At 70.6% G+C, this 20,144-nt stretch carries 21 protein-coding genes; 6 read left to right on the forward strand and 15 right to left on the reverse strand.

Annotated elements, in window-relative coordinates; genetic code table 11:
* Nucleotides 1-9 precede the first annotated feature (9 nt).
* Together SH922_RS06735 and SH922_RS06740 are read right to left on the reverse strand one after the other, a co-directional pair.
* Entirely contained in the window at nucleotides 10-681 is a 672-nt protein-coding gene (locus SH922_RS06735; RefSeq protein WP_350994075.1) for a methionine ABC transporter permease, read from the reverse strand.
* Entirely contained in the window at nucleotides 678-1,727 is a 1,050-nt protein-coding gene (locus tag SH922_RS06740; RefSeq protein WP_393055843.1) for a methionine ABC transporter ATP-binding protein, read from the reverse strand. Before SH922_RS06740 ends, SH922_RS06735 begins: the two co-directional genes overlap by 4 nt.
* A 625-nt stretch (nucleotides 1,728-2,352) precedes the next feature.
* On the opposite strand from SH922_RS06740, the gene SH922_RS06745 reads away from it, so the two are divergent.
* Nucleotides 2,353-2,712 carry a hypothetical protein gene (locus SH922_RS06745; protein WP_362549649.1) on the forward strand — a complete coding sequence of 120 codons (360 nt, stop codon included), beginning with the start codon at nucleotides 2,353-2,355 and terminating at the stop codon, nucleotides 2,710-2,712.
* Nucleotides 2,713-2,714: 2 nt separating this feature from the next.
* Nucleotides 2,715-3,152 carry a hypothetical protein gene (locus tag SH922_RS06750; protein WP_393055847.1) on the forward strand — a complete coding sequence of 146 codons (438 nt, stop codon included), beginning with the start codon at nucleotides 2,715-2,717 and terminating at the stop codon, nucleotides 3,150-3,152.
* 3 nt (nucleotides 3,153-3,155) lie between these two features.
* On the opposite strand, the gene SH922_RS06755 is transcribed toward SH922_RS06750, so the two are convergent.
* The 3 genes from SH922_RS06755 to SH922_RS06765 all read right to left on the reverse strand — a co-directional run bounded on the left by SH922_RS06755 (nucleotide 3,156) and on the right by SH922_RS06765 (nucleotide 5,567).
* A complete protein-coding gene (locus SH922_RS06755) occupies nucleotides 3,156-3,659 on the reverse strand; it encodes a GNAT family N-acetyltransferase (protein ID WP_393063478.1) in 504 nt (167 codons plus the stop codon).
* Between the two features lie 37 nt (nucleotides 3,660-3,696).
* A complete protein-coding gene (locus tag SH922_RS06760) occupies nucleotides 3,697-4,263 on the reverse strand; it encodes a sigma-70 family RNA polymerase sigma factor (RefSeq protein WP_393055850.1) in 567 nt (188 codons plus the stop codon).
* Nucleotides 4,264-4,412: 149 nt separating this feature from the next.
* Nucleotides 4,413-5,567: a glycerophosphodiester phosphodiesterase gene (locus tag SH922_RS06765; protein WP_393055853.1), complete on the reverse strand. Its 1,155-nt coding sequence runs from the start codon at nucleotides 5,565-5,567 to the stop codon at nucleotides 4,413-4,415.
* A 234-nt stretch (nucleotides 5,568-5,801) separates the two neighbouring features.
* Between SH922_RS06765 and SH922_RS06770 the strand changes: the two genes are divergently transcribed.
* On the forward strand, nucleotides 5,802-6,473 hold the full coding sequence (locus SH922_RS06770; protein WP_350994084.1) for a lysophospholipid acyltransferase family protein: 672 nt from the start codon (nucleotides 5,802-5,804) through the stop codon (nucleotides 6,471-6,473).
* A 187-nt stretch (nucleotides 6,474-6,660) separates the two neighbouring features.
* On the opposite strand, the gene SH922_RS06775 is transcribed toward SH922_RS06770, so the two are convergent.
* Together SH922_RS06775 and SH922_RS06780 are read right to left on the reverse strand one after the other, a co-directional pair.
* The gene (locus SH922_RS06775) at nucleotides 6,661-8,205 is read right to left on the reverse strand and encodes an MFS transporter (protein ID WP_393055858.1); all 1,545 of its coding nucleotides are present in this window, start codon (nucleotides 8,203-8,205) and stop codon (nucleotides 6,661-6,663) included.
* Nucleotides 8,202-8,753 (reverse strand): TetR/AcrR family transcriptional regulator, encoded by a 552-nt coding sequence (locus SH922_RS06780; protein WP_393055861.1) that lies wholly within the window; start codon nucleotides 8,751-8,753, stop codon nucleotides 8,202-8,204. Before SH922_RS06780 ends, SH922_RS06775 begins: the two co-directional genes overlap by 4 nt.
* Nucleotides 8,754-8,838: 85 nt before the next feature.
* Here SH922_RS06780 and SH922_RS06785 point away from each other — a divergent pair, with 85 nt between their 5' ends.
* A complete protein-coding gene (locus SH922_RS06785) occupies nucleotides 8,839-9,360 on the forward strand; it encodes a hypothetical protein (RefSeq protein ID WP_393055864.1) in 522 nt (173 codons plus the stop codon).
* Nucleotides 9,361-9,382: 22 nt separating this feature from the next.
* On the opposite strand, the gene SH922_RS06790 is transcribed toward SH922_RS06785, so the two are convergent.
* The 3 genes from SH922_RS06790 to argH all read right to left on the reverse strand — a co-directional run bounded on the left by SH922_RS06790 (nucleotide 9,383) and on the right by argH (nucleotide 12,822).
* Nucleotides 9,383-10,273, reverse strand: a complete 891-nt coding sequence (locus SH922_RS06790) for a sigma-70 family RNA polymerase sigma factor (RefSeq protein WP_393055867.1) — start codon at nucleotides 10,271-10,273, stop codon at nucleotides 9,383-9,385.
* Between the two features lie 78 nt (nucleotides 10,274-10,351).
* Nucleotides 10,352-11,323 (reverse strand): aldo/keto reductase, encoded by a 972-nt coding sequence (locus SH922_RS06795; protein WP_393055870.1) that lies wholly within the window; start codon nucleotides 11,321-11,323, stop codon nucleotides 10,352-10,354.
* Between the two features lie 65 nt (nucleotides 11,324-11,388).
* Nucleotides 11,389-12,822: an argininosuccinate lyase gene (gene argH, locus SH922_RS06800; protein WP_393055873.1), complete on the reverse strand. Its 1,434-nt coding sequence runs from the start codon at nucleotides 12,820-12,822 to the stop codon at nucleotides 11,389-11,391.
* A gap of 306 nt (nucleotides 12,823-13,128) precedes the next feature.
* Here argH and SH922_RS06805 point away from each other — a divergent pair, with 306 nt between their 5' ends.
* Entirely contained in the window at nucleotides 13,129-13,722 is a 594-nt protein-coding gene (locus tag SH922_RS06805) for a pyridoxamine 5'-phosphate oxidase family protein (protein ID WP_393055876.1), read from the forward strand.
* Nucleotides 13,723-13,816: 94 nt separating this feature from the next.
* Nucleotides 13,817-14,515 (forward strand): L,D-transpeptidase, encoded by a 699-nt coding sequence (locus SH922_RS06810; RefSeq protein WP_393055879.1) that lies wholly within the window; start codon nucleotides 13,817-13,819, stop codon nucleotides 14,513-14,515.
* 2 nt (nucleotides 14,516-14,517) lie between these two features.
* On the opposite strand, the gene SH922_RS06815 is transcribed toward SH922_RS06810, so the two are convergent.
* The 5 genes from SH922_RS06815 to argC form a co-directional block, all read right to left on the reverse strand.
* Nucleotides 14,518-15,054, reverse strand: a complete 537-nt coding sequence (locus tag SH922_RS06815) for an arginine repressor (protein WP_136327514.1) — start codon at nucleotides 15,052-15,054, stop codon at nucleotides 14,518-14,520.
* Nucleotides 15,055-15,064: 10 nt separating this feature from the next.
* The gene (locus SH922_RS06820; protein WP_393055884.1) at nucleotides 15,065-16,276 is read right to left on the reverse strand and encodes an acetylornithine transaminase; all 1,212 of its coding nucleotides are present in this window, start codon (nucleotides 16,274-16,276) and stop codon (nucleotides 15,065-15,067) included.
* Nucleotides 16,273-17,187 (reverse strand): acetylglutamate kinase, encoded by a 915-nt coding sequence (gene argB / locus SH922_RS06825; protein ID WP_350994104.1) that lies wholly within the window; start codon nucleotides 17,185-17,187, stop codon nucleotides 16,273-16,275. The genes SH922_RS06820 and argB overlap by 4 nt, the downstream gene beginning before the upstream one ends.
* Entirely contained in the window at nucleotides 17,184-18,338 is a 1,155-nt protein-coding gene (gene argJ / locus SH922_RS06830; protein WP_393055889.1) for a bifunctional glutamate N-acetyltransferase/amino-acid acetyltransferase ArgJ, read from the reverse strand. Before argJ ends, argB begins: the two co-directional genes overlap by 4 nt.
* 88 nt (nucleotides 18,339-18,426) lie before the next feature.
* Entirely contained in the window at nucleotides 18,427-19,455 is a 1,029-nt protein-coding gene (gene argC, locus SH922_RS06835) for an N-acetyl-gamma-glutamyl-phosphate reductase (protein WP_393055892.1), read from the reverse strand.
* Nucleotides 19,456-20,144: the final 689 nt, after the last annotated feature.

Raw genomic sequence — 20,144 nt, forward strand, 5'->3', positions numbered from 1 at the left:
GGAGAAGTCTCAGGAGGTGGTGCGGCCGCGGCGGGCCAGCAGGCGTACGGCTCCGTCGCCGATCAGCTGGATCACGGTCACGATGACGATCAGCAGCGCCACGGTGATGAGCATGAACTGGTTGTCGAAGCGCTGGAATCCGTAGGTGACGGCCTTGGATCCGAGGCCTTCGCCGCCGACCGCGCCGGCCATCGCGGAGTAGCCGATGAGCACGATCACGGTGGTGGTGACGCCGGAGACGAGGGACGGCAGCGCTTGAGGCAGCAGAACCTTGCGGACGATCGTGGGGATGGAGCCGCCCATCGACTGGACGGCTTCGACCAGCCCGTGGTCGACCTCGCGCACCGCCGTCTCGACGAGCCGGGCGAAGAACGGGATGGCGCCCACGGCGAGCGGCACGATCATCGCGGTCGGGCCGATGAAGGTGCCGACGACCCACGTGGTGAAGGGGATCAGGGCGATCAGCAGGATGATGAACGGCAGCGAGCGGCCGATGTTCACGATCACGCCGATGACCTTGTTCACGGGGGTGTTCTGCAGCAGTCCGCCCTTGTCGGTGAGGACGAGCAGGACGCCGAGCGGCAGTCCGACCAGGACGGTGACGGCCGCGGACCACAGGACCATGTAGAGGGTGTCGACGGTGCCCTGCGTCAGCAGCGGCTGCATTTCGGACCAGGTCACTTCGCCACCTCCTTGGTGAGCGGTGCGGGAATGATGACGGGTTCGGTCTCGACGACCTCGGCCTGCAGGCCCTGCTCACGCAGGAAGCCGATCGGGACGACGTTCTCCTCGAACCGGCCGGGCAGCTCGATGCGCATCCGGCCGATCTGCTTGCCGCCGACGGTGTCCATCGCGGCGCCCAGGATCGAGATGTCGATGTTGTACGTACGGGAGAGCTGCGAGATCACCGGCCGGCCGGCCGCGTCGCCGTGGAAGGTGACGTCGACGACGGTGCGGTCGGGACCGGAGGCGGTGCCGCCGACCGGGAACAACTCGTGGGCGAGTTCGGAGCCGGGGGTGGCCAGCAGGTCGCCGACGGTTCCGGATTCGACGATGCGCCCCTTCTGCATCAGCGCGGCGGAGTCGCAGATCGTCTTGACGACGTCCATCTCGTGCGTGATGAGCAGGATGGTGAGACCGAGCTGCTGGTTGAGGTCGCGCAGCAGCTGGAGGATGGAGCGGGTGGTCTCGGGGTCCAGGGCCGAGGTCGCCTCGTCGGAGAGCAGCACCTTGGGGTCACCGGCGAGTGCGCGGGCGATGCCGACGCGTTGCTTCTGGCCGCCGGAGAGCTGCCCCGGGTATGCCCTGGCCTTGTCGGCGAGGCCGACCAGGTCGAGGAGTTCGAGCGCCTTGCGGGACCGTTCGCGGCCGGTGACGCCGAGGATCTCCAGCGGGAGTTCGACGTTGCCCTGGACGGTGCGGGAGGCCAGCAGGTTGAAGTGCTGGAAGACCATGCCGATGCGGCTGCGCGCCTCGCGCAGGTCCTGGCCGGCGCGGCGGCCACGGCCCGCGAGAGCGGTGAGGTCCCGGCCTGCCACGGTCACGGTGCCGGAGGTGGGGCGCTCCAGCAGGTTGACGCAGCGGATGAGGGAGGATTTTCCGGCGCCGCTCTGCCCGATGACGCCGTACACCTCGCCCTCACGGACGTGCAGGTCGACGCCGTCCAGGGCGGTGACCTCACGGTCGCGCGACTGGTAGACCTTCGTGAGGCCCGTAGTGGTGATCACAGGGTTTCCGTCACTGTCGAGTGCGCGGCGCGGTGTCCGCCGGGCACGGGGCATTCGTCCGGTGAGACTGTCCGGACGTTTCGATCGGACGTTCCGAGCGGGTGTCCCGGCACGGCCGGTACACGGCGGTGGCCGCGGGGCAGCGTGCTGGGAGGCGCGTTCCGCTGGGTGCGGACGGCTCGGGCTCGGTCTCGCTTCGGGGCGCGAGGCTCAGGCGTGGGCCCTCAGAAGGCGCGCATTCGACACATACAACGAGCACCGGGCGTCGTGATCGCCTCGGTCGCAAGGGTGCGGCTGCTCGTCGTGGTCATGGGCCAAGTAAAACAGACGTGAGGTTCCCGCCGAACCGGCTGTCCGGATAGCGGACAGCCGTGGATGGTCCGGCGGCTCCGGCCGGCGGGCCGTGGAGAGTTCCGGTCATAACGCTGCGACCTGCATCGATACGATCGATGAGCCCTCCGCGACACCACCCTCCACCGGCCGGGGACGCGTAGGTATGTGGCCAAGGCCACGATCACTCGCCCGTCCCCCGTGGCCCGGCCGCGGGCCCTCGTCCCCACCGGCAGCGACGTGCGGGCACGGGGGCGCACGCAACGGCCCCCGGGGCCCGTAATACCCTCGGCTCATGCTTGACGCCCTGACGATCGCGGTCGGCGTGGCCGCCCTCGCCCTCGCCGCCTGGTGCGGATTCGCCGCCTACCGGGACCAGCCGACCAAGGACTGGCACTTCATCGGAATGGCCGTGGTCTCGCTGCTGGCACTGGCCCAGCTGGTGGTGGGGATCGTGCAGATGGCCCGCGGCGAACGGCCGGAGCAGGGCATGACCATCTTCATCGCGTATCTGATCGGGGCCTTCCTCGCCGTACCGGCGGCGGGCTTCCTGTCGCTGAGCGAGCGGACCCGGTGGGGTTCGGTGACGGTGGCGGCGGGCGCGGTCGTACTGGCCGTTCTCGAAGTACGGCTCTACGACATCTGGGGAAACTGACCGTGACCGACACCGATCGCACCCCCGCAGCGGCCGGCGGCGAGAAGCGGCCCTTCGATCTGGGCACCGGTCCGGGACGGGTACTGGTCTGGTTCTACGGCGTGTTCACCGTGGCGGCGGCGTCCCGCGCGATCGTCGAGATGATCCTGCACTTCGAGAAGGCCCCGCTGCCCTACGTACTGTCGGCGGCCGCCGCGGCCGTCTACGGCTTCATCACGTACTCGCTGGTGCGCGGGGGCGAGAGGGCGCGGCGGACGGCCCTGGCGTGCTGCGCCGCCGAGCTCGCCGGGGTGCTGATCGTGGGTACGTGGACGCTGATCGAACCCTCGGCGTTCTCGGACGCCACGGTCTGGTCGTCCTTCGGCCGGGACTACCTGTTCATCCCGGTGATCCTTCCGGTCACCGGGATGATGTGGCTGCGCCGCGCCCGGACCGCGTGACTCCTAGGCGCTCGTCACGTAGGCGGGCGCCGAGGCCGTCTTCTCCAGCAGGATCATCCGGACGCCGTCCTGACCGGTGGCGTTGCCGACGGGGGCGTAGCCCGCGCGCCGGTAGAGCCGCAGATTGCTTTCGCTCAGGTGCCCGGTGTGCAGCCGGAAGCGGGTGGCCGACCGCTGGTCGGTGAGTCCGGCCTCCGCCGCGCCCAGCAGGCGGGCCCCGAGGCCGTGCCCCTGGAGCCGGGGGTGGACGCAGAGCCTTCCGATCTGTCCGGTGCCGTCCTGGTCCGACGTACCGCGTACCGAACCGACGACTTCCTCGCCGAGCCGCGCCACGAACACCAGGTTCGTGGCGATTTCGGCGCGCACCGAGTCGAGGGTCTGGACGAGGGGGTCGATCCGGTAGTTCCCGTACAGCTCCGCCTCGCTCTGAAAACAGAGGTACTGAAGTTTCAAGATCTGTTCGGCGTCCTGTGCCTTCGCCGCCGAGATGATCACGCTCATGCCCATCTGCGCATACCTCTCGCTCACCTGATCCGCCGGTTGTCTACCGCTCCTTTCCCCGCAGTTCAGGAGCTACAACCTCCGCCGCCAGCATTCTGCGCAGACATCCAAGGCATCGGGAACGGATCGGACCCAAACTCCCCTGTGACATACCCAACTCCCCTGCGATTTCCCGGTAGGTGGGGTCGCTCGGGGCGAGCAGCGCACGCAGTAAGCGAGCACAGGAGCCCGGGAGCCGGTCCACGGCAGCGTGCAGGACCCGGCGTTGGTCGGCGCCGAGGGCGGCCCGCTCCGGGCAGCCGGAGTGGTCGGCCGCGGCCTCGTCACGGTAGGGACGCTCACGCCTGGCGGTGCGGCGGGCCCGGCGGGCCTCCGCCCTGACGGTGTCCCGCACCCACCGGGCGGGGTTCGCGGGCAGCCCCTGGTCCACCAGCCGCTCCAGAAGCCGTAGCCATACGGCCTGTTCGAGATCGGCGGGGTCGACGGCGGCGCCGGTGGCGAATGCCGCGGCCTCCGCCGTCGCCTCGGCGGTGACCAGCGGATGGAGCGAGCGGACGACGGCAGCTGCGCCCGGGGCGGGCAGGGCCTGAGGAAGATCGATGAGCGTCACGCCCCCAGCCGACCCGCTGTACCGGCCGCCGGGTGCCGAACCTGCCGGGACCACCCGACCGGGGCACGCCCCGGCCGGGTGCTGACGTTCCCGGACGTGACCGCTCCGTACGGCGGCCGGGAAGGAGAGAGCAGGGGATGGGGCTGCCGCTACTCGCCGGCGAAGTCCGCCGCCGCGAGCAGCGCCGTGTCCGGGTTGTCAGAGAAGATCCCGTCGATTCCCGTGGCGAAGTACGCCGCGAAGGCGCCGAAGGCGTCGCCGTAGGCATTGGGGTCCGCACCCCGGCGGAAGTCGGCGGGCAGGAAGGTGTTCTCGTTGCGCATCGTGTACGGGTGCAGGATCAGGCCCTGCGCGTGCGCGTCCCGCACCAGGGTGGTGGGCGTGGTGAGCCGGCCCGAGCCGTCCTTGGGGATGATCAGGTCCAGGGTGGGGCCGATGCCCTGCGCGAAGGACGCCATCCACTTCAGGCCCGCGGGCTTCACCAGGTCGTCGGTGGTGCGCGGGTCGCCGGAGGTGACGAAGTCCCAGGGCTTGGAGCCGGCGCCCGAGAGCAGCACGACACGCGGGGTGGCGACGAGCTTCGACAGGCGCTGGATGCTGCCGGGTTCGAAGGACTGGAGGATGAGCGGCGACTGCGCGCGGTGCCGGTCGTAGCGGCGCAGCAGCTTGGCCAGTGGCTCCTCCAGGCCGAGGCCCAGGCCGCGGAAGTAGGTGGGGTGCTTGGTCTCGACGTACAGCCAGACGGGCTTTCCGCGCTTGCGGCCCTCACGGTCGGCCCAGCGCAGGACCTCCTCGAAGGTGGGGACCTCCCAGCGGCCGTCGTACAGCGTGTTCTTCTGGCGGTTGCCGGGGATGCGCTCCTTGGCGCGCAGCGTCTTCAGCTCGGCAAGGGTGAAGTCCTCGGTGAACCAGCCGGTCAGAGGGGTGCCGTCGACCGTCTTCGTCGTCCGGCGGCTGGCGAACTCGGGGTGGGCGGAGACATCGGTGGTGGCGGTGATGTCGTTCTCGTGGCGGCATACGAGATGGCCGTCCCTGGTCGGCACCAGGTCCTGCTCGATGATGTGCGCGCCCATGTCGAGAGCCAGCTGGTAGGAGCCGAGCGTGTGCTCGGGACGGTAGCCGCTGGTACCGCGGTGTCCGATGACGGTCGGCACCGGCAGGTCGAGGCGGTGGCCGCCGCGCCCGGCGGACTTCCCGGCCGCCTGCGCCGTTCCGGTGACACCGAGGGCCGCGGTGCCGAGTACCGCGGCACCCACGCCCATGACGGTCCGTCGTCCGGGACTGGCCTGTGCACGCTCTGTCATGAATGCTCCTCGCATATGATGTCCGGCACCTGTCGGGCGAGGACCGAGCGTAGGCAGCGACGCGGTCCGGACGGCGCCATCCGGGCGAACATGGCGCAAACACACGTCAACACTGCGTATCCACTGAGTGAACCCGATGTGCGATCAGCGAGTACCCGCGAGTATCGTCCTCACCTGCATGGACCCTCTCAATTCGTCGTTTCGGCCGGCCCGGCCACTACACCGGAGGAACCGTTGTCCCGACTCGCACTCATCAAGGCAGTGCTCGGACCGATCCTGCGTCTGCTGTTCCGCCCCCAGGTGGAAGGCGCTCAGAACATTCCGGGGACCGGGCCGGTGATTCTCGCGGGCAACCATCTGACGTTCATCGACTCGATGATCATGCCGATCTGCTGCGACCGGCCGGTGTTCTACATCGGCAAGGACGAGTACGTGACCGGCAAGGGCCTCAAGGGCCGTCTGATGGCCTGGTTCTTCACCGGCAGCGGCATGATCCCGGTGGACCGGGACGGCGGCCGAGGCGGTGTCGCGGCACTGATGACGGGCCGCCGGGTGCTGGAGGAGGGCAAGGCCTTCGCGATCTACCCGGAGGGCACCCGCTCCCCCGACGGCCGCCTCTACCGTGGCCGGACGGGCATCGCGCGACTGACGCTGATGACGGGTGCTCCGGTGGTGCCGTTCGCGATGATCGGCACGGACAAGCTGCAGCCGGGCGGCGCCGGCCTGCCGCGGCCCGGCAAGGTCACGGTCCGCTTCGGTGAGGCGATGGAGTTCTCGCGCTACGAGGGCATGGACCGTGACCGCTATGTGCTGCGGGCGGTGACGGACTCCGTGATGGCCGAGGTGATGCGGCTGTCCGGCCAGGAGTACGTCGACATGTACGCAACGAAGGCCAAGGCTGCCTGAGCCGGAGCGCAACGGCGAGGCACAGGGCGGCGGGAAGGGCCCGTACCCCGGTTGGCGGACACAGTGTCCGCGGCCGGCGGTACGGGCCCTTCCGCGTTTCCGTGTGCCCCGGCCTCCCGTACGGCGGGTGGCCGCACGGGCGGGGCGAGGAGGGCGGACGAGACCGTGCGGCCGGGGTCCGCCGCCCTCAGTCGGGCACGATGCCTTCCTCCAGCTTCTCGCCGCGCAGCAGGAACCAGGCAGCGACCGCCGTGGCCATCAGGACGACGGCGCCGATGGCGGAGGCGGCTCCCAGTCCGTCGACGAAGGCGTCCTGGGCTGCGGAGACCAGGGTCGTCGCCTGCTGCTCGGGAAGCGCCTCGGACGCCTCGACCGCACCGCCGAGTGACTCGTGGGCCGCCGCCGCGACGTCGGGCGGGGTTCCGGCGGGGGCGGTGAAACCCTGGTAGACCCCGGTGACGATGGAGCCGAGCAGGGCGATGCCGAGAGCGGCGCCGAGCTCGTACGCCGTTTCGGAGACCGCGGACGCCGAGCCGGCGTGCTCCTTCGGGACGCTGGAGAGGATCACGTCGGAGGTGACCGTGAAGGCGAAGCCCGCGCCCACGCCGACGACCAGCAGGAGTGCGCCGATCAGTGGATAGGCGGTGTCCTTGTGGACCGCGGCGACCGCTGCCAGCGCCAGCCCGATGCCCGCGAGACCGCCGGCCACCACGGACCGCACGGAGAAGCGGCGGGCGGTGGTTCCGGCCAGCAGGCCCGCGGTGACCGCGCCGATGGCCGCGGGCAGTTCGGCGAGTCCGGCCTCCAGCGGTCCGCGTCCCTGGACCAGTTGCAGGAACTGGGAGAGGAAGAAGACCAGGCCGGAGAGGCCGAGGATGGTCAGCAGATCGGCGAGGACCGCGCCGGAGAAGCCCCGGTGGTGGAAGAGCCGCATGTCGAGCAGTGGTGCGGGCAGCCGGAACTGCCTGCGTACGAACCAGACGAGCGCCGCCAGGCCGCCCAGGCCCGACAGTGCGACCTCCCAGCTCCCGCCGTGTGCGGCGAGCTCCTTGATGGCGTAGACGACCCCGATCATGCCGACCAGCGACAGCGCCACGCTCACCAGGTCCCACGGTCCGGGCGCCGGGTTCTTCGACTCGGGGATCATCTTGATCCCGACCACGACGAGCACCGCCATGACCGGCACGTTGATCAGGAAGACCGAGCCCCACCAGAAGTGCTCCAGAAGGAATCCGCCGACGACGGGCCCGACCGCCGCACCGGCCGAGGCCATCGCTCCCCAGATGCCGATCGCGAGACTCCGCTCGCGGGCGTCGTGGAAGAGATTGCGGATCAGGGCGAGGGTGGACGGCATCAGGGTGGCGCCGGCGACGCCGAGCAGGGCCCGCGCCAGGATCATCATCTCCGGCGAACTCGCGTACGCGTTGAGCACCGAGACCGCACCGAAGGCGGTGGCACCGCACAGCAGCAGTTTCTTGCGGCCGATGCGGTCGCCGAGGCTGCCCATCGAGACCAGGAGTCCGGCGATGACGAAGGAGTAGACGTCGCCGATCCAGAGCAGCTGGGTGCCGGTCGGTTCGAGGTCCTCGCTGAGGAACGGGGTCGCGAGGCCCAGCACGGTGGCGTCGATGGCCACCAGCAGCACCGCGAGCACGAGCACGGACAGCGCGATCCACCGCCCGGGGCGGTACAGCTCGGGCGCGGGCTCCGGGTGCTGTTCCATGCTGCTCATTGCTCCACGCTCCGGCGTGCGCCGCCGAGCAGCAACTCGACGATCATGTACGAGGAGTCCTTTGCGGCCACCCGGCCCGTCTGAACGGCCCACGCGGCGCTGCTGATGAGCCCGTAGAGCGCTTCGGTCAGCCAGGCCGGGGTCAGGTCGATGCGGATCTCGCCGCGCTCCTGGCCGCGCCGGAAGAACGCGGCCACCCGGGCGTCCAGCCGGTCCCAGCCGTCGTTCTGCTCATCACCCTCGAAGAGCTGATTCTCGGTCACGAGAAAGGAGAGCAGCCCGGCGCTCGGCTCGATCGCGGCGACGAAGCGGCGCAGCGCCTCCTCCGAGGTGCCCTCGTCCAGCACCGCGGCATCGAGTGCCGCTCCGAACTCCTGGATCCCCAGCCCCTCCAACGCCCTGACCAGGGCGTCCCGTCCGGCGAAGTGCCGGTGCAGGGTGGCGCGGCCGATGCCTGCGGCTTTGGCGACCTCGTCCATGGTGGCCGTCGATTTTCGGGTCAGCAGGGCAGCGGCGCTGCGCAGGACCTGCTCACGATCAAGAGTCATGAGACGACACTAACCCACTTGAGACATTAATGTCTCACCGGAAATGGGCTCGCGCCGCTCAACGGAAGCGGAGGAGCATGTCGGCATGAAGCCGCTGCTGCTGATCGACATCGACGGTCCGCTCAATCCGTACGCAGCGCTCACCCGCCGCCACGTGCCGGAGGGATACACCAGACACCGCATGCGGCCGACAGGGTGGACCGCCGGCCCGGCGCTGCCCGTTCTGCTCAACCCCCGGCACGGCGACGAACTGCTCACACTGGCCGGCCGCTACGAGCTGATCTGGGCGACCACCTGGAAGGACGAGGCGAACGAGTGGATCGGGCCGCACCTCGGGCTGCCGCCACTCCCGTACATCGACTGGCCGGACATGCACGGTGCCGCACCGGACGGGACGTACTGGAAGACGCAGTACGTCGTGGAGTACGCGGCCGGGCGGCCGTTCGCGTGGGTCGACGACGAGATCACCGAGCGGGACCGGGCGTGGGTCGCTGAACACGGGGCGGGCGGGGAGAGCCTGCTGCTGCAGATCGATCCGCGGGTCGGGCTGGAGCGGCCCGACTTCGACGCGCTGGCCGCTTGGGCGGACGGACGGGGCAACGGCTGATCCCCGCCCCGCCGGGTTCGGCTCAGTCGTTGAGCAGGATCAGGTCGATCCCGGGCAGCTGCCCGGGATCGTTGATCACGAACAGCTCGACGACCTTTCCTCGCTCGATCGTGAACCGCATGACCGAGAAGTGCTGGCCCTCCCCCGTCGAGACGACGGCCGGAGCACCGTCGACCAGGGCGAACTGTGCCGACCGGGCGAACGGGGCGAACATGAGCGCCTGCCGGGCCACGTTCGCGGCCCCGCGCACGAGCGAGGCGGCTCCGGCCGCACCTTGGGACCGGGCCACCACATCCGGGTCGAGCACGGCGACGAGCGCGTCGAAGTCGCCGCTGCGGGCGGCGGCGAGGAAGGCGTCGACGACCTCCCGCCGTCGGGCCGCCCCGGGGTCAGGGAACGGGTCGGCGCCCTGCACCCGGCGGCGGGCCCGGCTGGCGAGCTGCCGGGCGGCGGCCGGGGTGCGGTCCACGATCCGGGCGATCTCGTCGAAGGGCACCGCGAACATGTCGTGCAGCACGAAGGCCAGGCGTTCTGCCGGGTCCAGTGTCTCGAGCACGACGAGCAGCGCGAGGCCCACCGAGTCGGCGATCAGCGCCTGCTGCTCCGGGTCGGCACCGGGCTGCGGGCCCAGGACCCGGCCGGGCTCGTGCGCATCCGGCGCGCCGGTCTCCAGGGGTTCCTCCCGGCGGGAGCGGCGCGAGCGCAGGATGTCCAGGCAGACCCGGCCGACCACGGTGGTCAGCCAGCCGCCCAGGTTGTCGATCGCCGCGCCGTCGGAGCGGCCGAGGCGGATCCAGGCCTCCTGGACGGCGTCCTCCGCCTCGCTGTCGGAGCCGAGCATCCGATAGGCCACAGCCTTGAGATGGGTCCGGTTCTCCTCGAAGCGTGCCGCCAGGAACTCGTTTCCGTCCACAGCCGTCCTCCTGCGTCGCGTGCCGTCACCACCCTGACGTACCGGAGCCGTCCGATGTGACGGGAGCGCAGGAAGGGCTCAGCTCCACGGGAGCGACGCACGGTGCCGCCAGTACGCCTCCGGCTCCTCCACCAGCGCGTCCAGCGCGGCCCTGCGCTCCTCGTCGAGGTCGAGGACGGCCGCGTGGAGGTTGCCGGCGAGCTGGCCGACGGTCGCCGCGCCGGAGAGCACGACACCGGCCCAGGGCTGGTGCAGCACCAGCGCCAGGGCGACCGCGTCGCTGCCAAGCCCCTCCTCGCCGGCGATCTCCCGCATCACGGCGGGGGCCTCCGTGCCCGCGAGCCGTCCGTTGGCCATGGCTTCCTTGACGATGACGGTGAGCCCCGCGGCATGGGCCTCGGCGAGCGCCGGCCCGGCGGAGGTCTCCAGTGCGTTGTAGGTGGCCTGGACCGTACGGAAGAGGGGTTCGCCGTCCACCGTGACGGTGAGGGCGGCCCGGATCGCCTCGGCCTGGGCGGGTCCGCTGGTGGAGAGGCCGACGCTGACCCCGTCGGCGGCGAGCGCGGCGAGCCGGGCGTGCAGGTCCTTGTCGGTGAGGGCCGGGCTGTCGGGGGTCACCGAGTGGATCTGGTAGAGGTCGAGCCGGTCGCCGAGCAGGGCGGTGGTCTCGGCGCGCTGACGGTCGAACGTGGCGAGGGTGTGGTCCTTGACCTCGTGCGCCTCGGCGTCGACGTTCCAGTCGGCGGTGTAGGTGTAGCCCCACTTGCTCCCGACCACGACGTCTCGGACCTCGGGCCGGGAGTTCAGCCAGTCGGCGAGGAACTCCTCCGAACGGCCGTAGGAGCGGGCAGCGTCGAAGTACCGGACGCCCTGCGCGTAGGCCGCGTCGAGCAGTTCGTGCGTACGGGCGCGCAGCGCGTCGACGGTGCGCTCGTCGGGCAGGTCGCGCTCGCGGTGGAGGTTGATGTAGCCGGGCCTGCCGACCGCTGCCAGGCCGAACCCGATGTGGGCGGTCGGGGTGGTCGCTGTGGTCAGTCGGGCGAACGGCATCGCGGGCTCCTCGTCGTGGGCAGGAATCTCGACTACCCCCAACGTAGCCCGCGATGCCCGTCCGGCTACTTGCGGGCCGCCGCCCAGGCGTGCTGCGTCGCCAGGTCCGCCTTGACCTCGGTCAGCTGGACGGCGACCGCCGAGGGCGCCGTGCCACCGCGGCCATTGCGTGAGGCGAGTGCGCCGGCCACGTTGAGGACCGTGCGGACCTCGGGGGTGAGGTGCTCGGAGATCTTCGCGAACTGCTCGTCGGTCAGTTCATCGAGCTCGATGCCGTGGCTCTCGCACTCCTTGACGCACTCGCCGGCGACCTCGTGGGCGACGCGGAACGGCACGCCCTTCTTGACCAGCCACTCGGCGATGTCGGTGGCGAGCGAGAAGCCGGCCGGGGCCAGCTCCTCCATGCGCTCGCGGTTGACGGTGAGGGTGGCCATCATCCCGGTGAAGGCGGGGAGCAGGACTTCGAGCTGGTCACAGGAGTCGAAGACCGGCTCCTTGTCCTCCTGGAGGTCGCGGTTGTACGCGAGCGGCAGGGCCTTGAGCGTGGCCATCAGGCCGGTCAGGTTGCCGATGAGCCGTCCGGACTTGCCCCGTGCCAGTTCGGCGATGTCGGGGTTCTTCTTCTGCGGCATGATCGAGGAGCCGGTGGAGAAGGCGTCGTGCAGGGTGACGAAGGAGAACTCCTTCGTGTTCCAGATGATGATCTCCTCGGCGATCCGGGAGAGGTTGATGCCGATCATCGCGGTGATGAACGCGAACTCGGCGACGAAGTCCCGCGAGGCCGTGCCGTCGATGGAGTTGCCCACCGAGCCGTGCTCGAAGCCGAGATCGGCGGCGACCGCCTCGGGGTCGAGCCCGAGCGAGGAGCCGGCGAGTGCGCCGGAGCCGTACGGGGAGACCGCGGTCCGCTCGTCCCACTGCCGCAGCCGCTCCGCGTCCCGGGACAGGGGCTGCACATGGGCCAGGACATGGTGGGCGAAGAGCACGGGCTGGGCGTGCTGGAGGTGCGTACGACCGGGCATGGCCACGTCCGGGTGAGCCTCGGCAAGGCCGACGAGGGCGTCCTGGAGCTCGGCGATCAGACCGCCGATGATGCGGGCGTGGTCGCGCAGGTACATCCGGAAGAGCGTGGCGATCTGGTCGTTGCGGGACCGCCCGGCGCGCAGCTTGCCACCGAGGTCGGGACCGAGCCGCTCCAGCAGCCCGCGCTCCAGGGCGGTGTGGACGTCCTCGTCGGCGATGGTGCCGGTGAAGGAGCCGTCGGCGACATCGGCTTCCAGCTGGTCGAGCCCGGCGGTCATCCGCTTCAGCTCGTCCTCGGTGAGCAGGCCCGCCTTGTTGAGGACGCGCGCGTGGGCACGGGAGCCGGCGATGTCGTACGGCGCGAGCCGCCAGTCGAAGTGGACGGACGCGGACAGCCTGGCCAGCGCCTCGGCCGGACCGTCCGCGAAGCGGGCGCCCCAGAGACGTACGTCGCCGTTGCCGTTGCCGTTGCTCACTGCGTGCTCCTAGGAAGAACCAGGGGGTTGGATGTGCGACCGCTTCCCCGTGCGAGTGCAGCACACTCGGCCACGGATGCCTGCTCACGGCGCGATCCACTGTGCAGCCACTGCCGCAATCACTAACAGGCATAACTATGCGATCCTCTGTATGTTTTGTCAAAGCAGTGAAGAGGCGTCCCGTACGTGGACCGGCCGCGGGCGGTGCGGCTGACGGCGCGGCGGCTGCTCCGGGCGGCCGCGTACATCCGTCCCACCCGTTGGAATCCCCTGCCGCCCCGGGAGCCGGAGCGGACAATCGTCCCCATGGGAAAGACGTATGAACGCATGGACGGACGGCTGCGCACCTTCATCGAGGCGCAGCCGGTCTTCTTCACCGCCACCTCCCCGCTGGACGCCGATGGCACGGTGAACCTCTCGCCCAAGGGCGTCAGCGGATCGTTCGCTGTCCTCGACGAACAGACCGTGGCCTACCTCGACTTCGCCGGGAGCAACGCCGAGACGGTCGCCCATCTCCGCGAGAACGGGCGCATCACGCTGATGTGGTGCGCCTTCCAGGGGCCGCCGAACATCGTGCGGGTCCACGGCCGCGGCGAGCCGGTCTTCCGTGACGACCCCCGGTTCCCGGAACTGCTCGGACGGTTCGACAGGGTGGACCCCTCACTGCACGGGCTGCGGGCGATCATCGTGGTGACGGCCGAACTGATCCGGGACACGTGTGGATACGGCGTCCCCTTCATGTCCTACGACGAGGACCGCACGCTGCACGGGCAGCGCTTCGCCCGGGAGGACGACGCCTCGCTCAGCGCCTATTTCGAGAAGAAGGAGCACATCGCCACCAGCATGGACGGGCTGCCGGGGCTGCCGCTCCCGCTGCCGGTCATGCCGCCCTCGCCGTGACGCCGCCGGCCCTCTGGGGTGAGGACGTGAGCGACTGGGCCGTACGGAGCAGGTGCGCAGGTGGCCCGGCGGCGGCCGCTCTACGGTCCGGGGCATGCGCAGACTTCTGGTGACCGGTTCGGTCCTGCTCGCTCTCGCCTGCCTGCTCGGGGCCCGTCCCCCGGCGGTGCCGCTGCCCCTGCGGCTGGCCGGCACAGGCGGCGGCAGCCAGCTCATCACGGCCGTCGCCTCCGGCACCTCCTCCACCACGGGCACGGTCACCTGGTGGAGTCTGCGCGCCGGACGCTGGGTGGCAGCCGGGTCCGCGCCCGCCCGCTTCGGGGCGAACGGGCTGGCCGAGGGGGCATCGCGCAAGCAGGGAACCTTCACCACGCCCACCGGGCTGTACGGCCTGCCGTACGCCTTCGGGGTGAAAGCGGCCCGGCCCGGCACGCGTTATCCGTACCGCCGGGTCAGTGACCGGTCGTGGTGGTGCCAGGACAACGCGGCGCGCGCCTACAACCGGTGGGTGGAACCGCGGCCCGCCGGCTGCCGGGCCACCGAGGCCGAACACCTGATCACGTATCCGACGCAGTACGCCCGGGCCCTCGTCGTCGGGTTCAACTACGACCGGCCGGTACGGGGCCGGGGCGCCGGGATCTTCCTGCACGTCAATGGACGCGGCGCGACCGCCGGCTGTGTCTCCGTGCCGGCGGCCGCGATGGACCGGATCCTGGCCTGGGCCGATCCGGCCCGCCGTCCGCATCTCGCGATCGGGACCCGTTCGGGCCCGACCGCGATCACGCGCTACTGATGTCAGCGCTCGTTCTGCGCGAGCCGCAGCAGATGGTCTGCGAGCGCCTGCCCGCCGGCCGGATCGCGGCTGATCAGCATGAGCGTGTCGTCCCCTGCAATGGTGCCGAGGATGTCGTGCAGCTCGGCCTGGTCGATCGCCGAGGCGAGGAACTGGGCGGCGCCCGGGGGCGTACGCAGCACCACCAGGTTCGCCGAGGCCTCCGCCGAGATCAGCAGCTCGGCGGAGAGGCGGCGCATCCGCTCCTCCTTGGCGGACCCGCCCAGCGGTGCGTGCGGGGTACGGAATCCGCCCTCGCTCGGCACCGCGTAGATCAGCTCGCCACCGGTGTTACGGATCTTCACCGCACCCAGCTCGTCCAGATCCCGGGAGAGCGTCGCCTGGGTGACGCTCAGCCCGTCGTCCGCGAGGAGCTTGGCCAGCTGACTCTGCGAGCGCACCGGCTGCCGGTTCAGGATGTCCACGATCCGGCGGTGGCGTGCGGTGCGGGTCTGCGGCACGGACGGCCCGCCGTGCTCGGAATCCTGCGCCTCGGTCATCGTCGTCGCCTCATTCTCCGGTCTGTCCCTCTCCGGATCGTCCGTCCCCGCATGCCGCGTCGAGGGCACCGGGCAGCGCCTGGAGGAACGCGTCCACCTCCGCCTCACCGATGATCAGCGGCGGCATCAGCCGTACGACATCGGGGGCGGGCGCGTTCACCAGGAGTCCGGCTCCCTGAGCCGCCTGCTGCACCTGGGGCGCGAGGGGCTCGGTGAGCACGATACCCAGCAGCAGGCCGGAGCCGCGGACGTGGGAGACCAGGGGGTGCCCCAGGCCCTCCACACCGTCACGGATCCGCTCACCGAGCCGCTTCACGTTGTCCAGCGCACCGTCGGCGGCCAGGGTGTCCAGGACCGCGAGTCCGGCGGCGCAGGCGATCGGGTTGCCGCCGAACGTCGTGCCGTGCTGGCCGGGGCCGAGCAGATCGGCCGCGGCGCCGAAGGCCACCGTGGCGCCGATCGGCAGGCCGCCGCCGAGCCCCTTGGCGAGGGTGACCAGATCGGGCTCGACGCCTTGGTGGGCCTGGTGCTCGAACCAGGTGCCGCACCGGCCGATCCCGGTCTGCACCTCGTCGAGGACGAGCAGGGTGCCGGTGGCCCGGGTGATCTCCCGGGCCGCTTCCAGATAGCCCTTGGGCGGGACGACCACGCCGTTCTCGCCCTGGATGGGCTCGATGATGAGCAACGCGGTGTCGGTGGTCACCGCGGCCCGCAGCGCCTCGACGTCCCCGTACGGTACGTGCGTGACGTCACCGGGCAGCGGGACGAAGGGCTCGCGCTTCTTGGGCTGGCCGGTGAGCGCGAGGGCCCCCATGGTCCGGCCGTGGAAGCCGCCGTCGGTGGCGACCATGTGGCCGCGGCCGGTCAGCCGCCCGATCTTGAACGCGGCCTCGTTGGCCTCGGCGCCCGAGTTGGAGAAGTAGACCTTGCCGGTGCGGCCGAAGAGCTGGAGCAGCCGTTCGGCGAGGGCGACGGGCGGCTCGGCGACGAAGAGGTTGGAGACGTGGCCGAGGGAGGCGATCTGGTGGGAGACCGCCTCGACGACCGCGGGGTGGGCGTGGCCCAGCGCGTTCACCGCGATGCCGCCGACGAAGTCGAGGTACTCGGTGCCGTCCGCGTCCCACACATGGGCGCCTTCGCCGCGGACCAGGGGCAGTCGGGGGGTGCCGTAGTTGTCCATCAGCGCTTGCTGCCAGCGCTGCGTGAGTTCCTGGTTGCTCATGACTCCCCCTGTGTTCCGGTCGTTGTGTCGGGCACGACCATCGTGCCGATTCCTTCGTCGGTGAAGATCTCCAGCAGGATCGAGTGCTGGACCCGGCCGTCGATGACGCGGGCGGTCTCCACGCCGTTGCGTACGGCGTGCAGGCAGCCCTGCATCTTGGGCACCATGCCGCTGGAGAGTTCCGGCAGGAGCTTCTCCAGCTCGGTGGCGGTGAGGCGGCTGATCACGTCGTCGCTGTTGGGCCAGTCCTCGTAGAGGCCCTCGACGTCGGTGAGGACCATCAGCGTCTCGGCGCCCAGCGCGGCGGCGAGTGCGGCGGCCGCGGTGTCGGCGTTGACGTTGTAGACGTGGTTGTCCTCCGCCGAGCGGGCGATGGAGGAGATGACGGGGATACGACCGTCGTCCAGCAGCGCCTGGATGGCCCCGGTGTCGATCGCGGTGATCTCGCCGACCCGGCCGATGTCGACGGCCTCGCCGTCGATCACCGGGCGGTGCTGGATCGCGGTGATGGTGTGGGCGTCCTCACCGGTCATGCCGACGGCGAGCGGGCCGTGCTGGTTGAGCAGCCCGACGAGCTCGCGCTGGACCTGTCCGGCCAGCACCATCCGTACGACGTCCATCGCCTCGGGCGTGGTGACGCGCAGTCCGGCCTTGAACTCGCTGACCAGGCCCTGTTTGTCGAGCTGGGCGCTGATCTGCGGGCCGCCGCCGTGGACGACGACGGGCTTGAGGCCGGCGTGCCGCAGGAAGACGACGTCCTGGGCGAAGGCCGCCTTCAGCTCCTCGTCGATCATGGCGTTGCCGCCGAACTTGATGACGACGGTCTTGCCGTTGTGCCGGGTCAGCCAGGGCAGTGCCTCGATGAGGATCTGCGCCTTCGGGAGTGCGGTGTGCTTCCGCGCGGCACTCATGAGCTGTACGCGCTGTTCTCGTGGACGTAGTCCGCGGTGAGGTCGTTGGCCCAGATGACGGCCGACTCGGTGCCCGCGGCGAGGTCGGCGGTGATCTTGACCTCCCGGTACCGCATGTCGACGAGGTCGCGGTCCTCGCCGACTCCCCCGTTCTTGCAGACCCAGACGTCGTTGATGGCGACGTTCAGCTGATCCGGATCGAAGGCCGCCTTCGTCGTGCCGATGGCGGACAGGACCCGGCCCCAGTTGGGGTCCTCGCCGTGGATGGCGCACTTGAGGAGGTTGTTACGGGCGATGGAACGGCCCACCTCCACGGCGTCGTCCTCGGTCGCGGCGTTCACGACCTCGATGCGGATGTCCTTGGAGGCGCCCTCCGCGTCGCCGATCAGCTGCCGGGCGAGGTCGTCGCAGACGGCCCGTACGGCCTCGGCGAACTCCCCCTGCTCCGGGGTGATTCCGCTGGCCCCCGAGGCCAGCAGGAGCACGGTGTCGTTGGTGGACATGCAGCCGTCGGAGTCGACCCGGTCGAAGGTGGTCCGGGTGGCGTCGCGCAGGGCCGTGTCGAGGCCGGGGGCTGCGACGTCGGCGTCGGTGGTGAGGACGACGAGCATCGTGGCCAGTCCGGGTGCGAGCATGCCCGCGCCCTTGGCCATGCCGCCGACGGTCCAGCCCTCGCCGCCCGCGACCGCGGTCTTGTGGACGGTGTCGGTGGTCTTGATGGCGATGGCGGCCTTCTCGCCGCCGTGCTCGCTCAGGGCGGCCGCGGCCTTCTCGATGCCGGGCAGCAGCTTGTCCATGGGGAGCAGCAGACCGATGAGCCCGGTCGAGGCGACGGCGATCTCACCGGCGCTGTGGCCTTCGAGGACCTCGGCCGCCTTCTCGGCGGTGGCGTGGGTGTCCTGGAAGCCCCGCGGTCCCGTACAGGCGTTGGCGCCACCGGAGTTGAGGACGACGGCGGTGACCTCGCCGCCCTTGAGGACCTGCTGCGACCAGAGGACGGGCGCGGCCTTGACACGGTTGGAGGTGAAGACGCCCGCGGCGGCGCGACGCGGACCGTTGTTGACCACGAGGGCCAGGTCCGGGTTACCGCTCTCCTTGATCCCGGCGGCGATGCCCGCCGCCGAGAATCCCTGTGCTGCCGTGACGCTCACTGCTTCTCCTCGTTCGCTTCTCCGGCCGCGCAGTGCGGCCGTGCGGCTTTCGTCGTCGTCCGCAGCCCGGCGGCTGCGTCTTCGTCGCTCACGGAGCGACGCCGATCGTGGAAAGTCCTGTGTCCTCGGGCAGTCCGAGAGCGATGTTCATGCTCTGCAGGGCCCCGCCCGCGGTGCCCTTGGCGAGGTTGTCGATGGCGCTGATCACGATGATCCGGCCGGCGGACTCGTCGTACGCGACCTGGATCGATGCGGCGTTGGAGCCGTACACGGCGGCTGTCGCGGGCCACTGCCCCTCGGGGAGCAGATCGACGAACGGCTCGTCCGCGAAGGCCTTCTCGTACGCGGCGCGAAGGGACTCGGCACTCACGCCCGGCTTCGCCTTGGCACTGCACGTGGCGAGGATGCCGCGGGGCATCGGGGCGAGGGTCGGGGTGAAGGACACGGTGACCGGTTCACCGGCGGCCGCGCTGAGGTTCTGGATCATCTCGGGCGTGTGCCGGTGGCCACCGCCGACGCCGTACGGCGACATGTTGCCCATCACCTCGGAGCCGAGCAGATGCGGCTTGGCCGCCTTGCCCGCACCCGAGGTACCGGAGGCGGCGACGATCACAGCCTCGGGCTCGGCGAGCTGGGCCGCGTACGCCGGGAAGAGCGCGAGCGATACGGCGGTCGGGTAGCAGCCGGGCACCGCGATGCGCTTGCTCCCCGCCAGTGCTGCCCGCCCACCGGGCAGCTCGGGCAGACCGTAGGGCCAGGTCCCTGCGTGCGGCGAGGCGTAGAACTTCTCCCAGTCCGCGGCGTCCTTGAGCCGGAAGTCGGCCCCCATGTCGACCACGAGCACCTCGTCACCGAGCTGCTCCGCCACTGCGGCGGACTGTCCGTGCGGCAGGGCGAGGAAGACCACGTCGTGCCCGGCGAGCACCTCGGCGGTGGTCGGCTGGAGCACCCGGCCGGCCAGCGGCCGCAGATGCGGCTGCAGGGCGCCGAGCGGCTGGCCCGCGTTGGAGTTCGCGGTGAGGGCCCCGATCTCGACTTCGGGGTGCACCAACAGAAGGCGGAGCAGCTCACCGCCGGCGTATCCGCTCGCCCCTGCCACTGCTGCACGTACCACCATCGAAATCCTCCTCGTCGATGGCATGACTATACGCATCTCTGCACTTTTATGCAAAGACATGCGACCATCCGGCGGGAGCCTCGCGGCGCGACCGAGGGCCCCGCCCGGCGGACGGGTCCGCTGATCGGCGAATGAACGCGTAACACCGCGCAATGACGACGTAACCAGGCCCAGGCCCCACGGAGGCGGATCTTCACCCGGAGCGCTTCGCCGGCCCCGCACAGCAGTCCCTCATCGACGAGATCGCTTCCGCATGCCGGAGCACGGGGCGGGACCCGCCGGCACTCACCTTCGGGGCACGAGGATGCCGTGGAGTACCGGCTCGACCACCGGGCGCGACGGCCAGGGTGACGATCCGCCCTACCGCATGGGGCGGGTCTCGGGTTCCTGCCGGGCCGACGCCGGGACGTCAGCGGCTTCGGCCTGCCCGCCCGACCCGGCCGAAGGCCTCCACACCCGAACAGGCCCGGACGTCCGTGGCGCAAGTCAGTTGCACGCCGCGATCGCCAATGAAGAGGGAGTACCGGGCCTACGCCGCGCCGCTTTCCGGTCCACTGCACCCTGCAGTTCATCGCGGCAGCACCCATGGTCATGACAATTCGCCACCAGCAAGCCGCGCCCCGTTCCCGCCCCGGCCCATGGGCAGCCGCGGCCCTCTCCCGCCAGGCCTGCGCCCGCAGGTAATGGGA

It is taken from the genome of Streptomyces sp. LN549 (assembly GCF_043203805.1).
Lineage (GTDB): Bacteria > Actinomycetota > Actinomycetes > Streptomycetales > Streptomycetaceae > Streptomyces.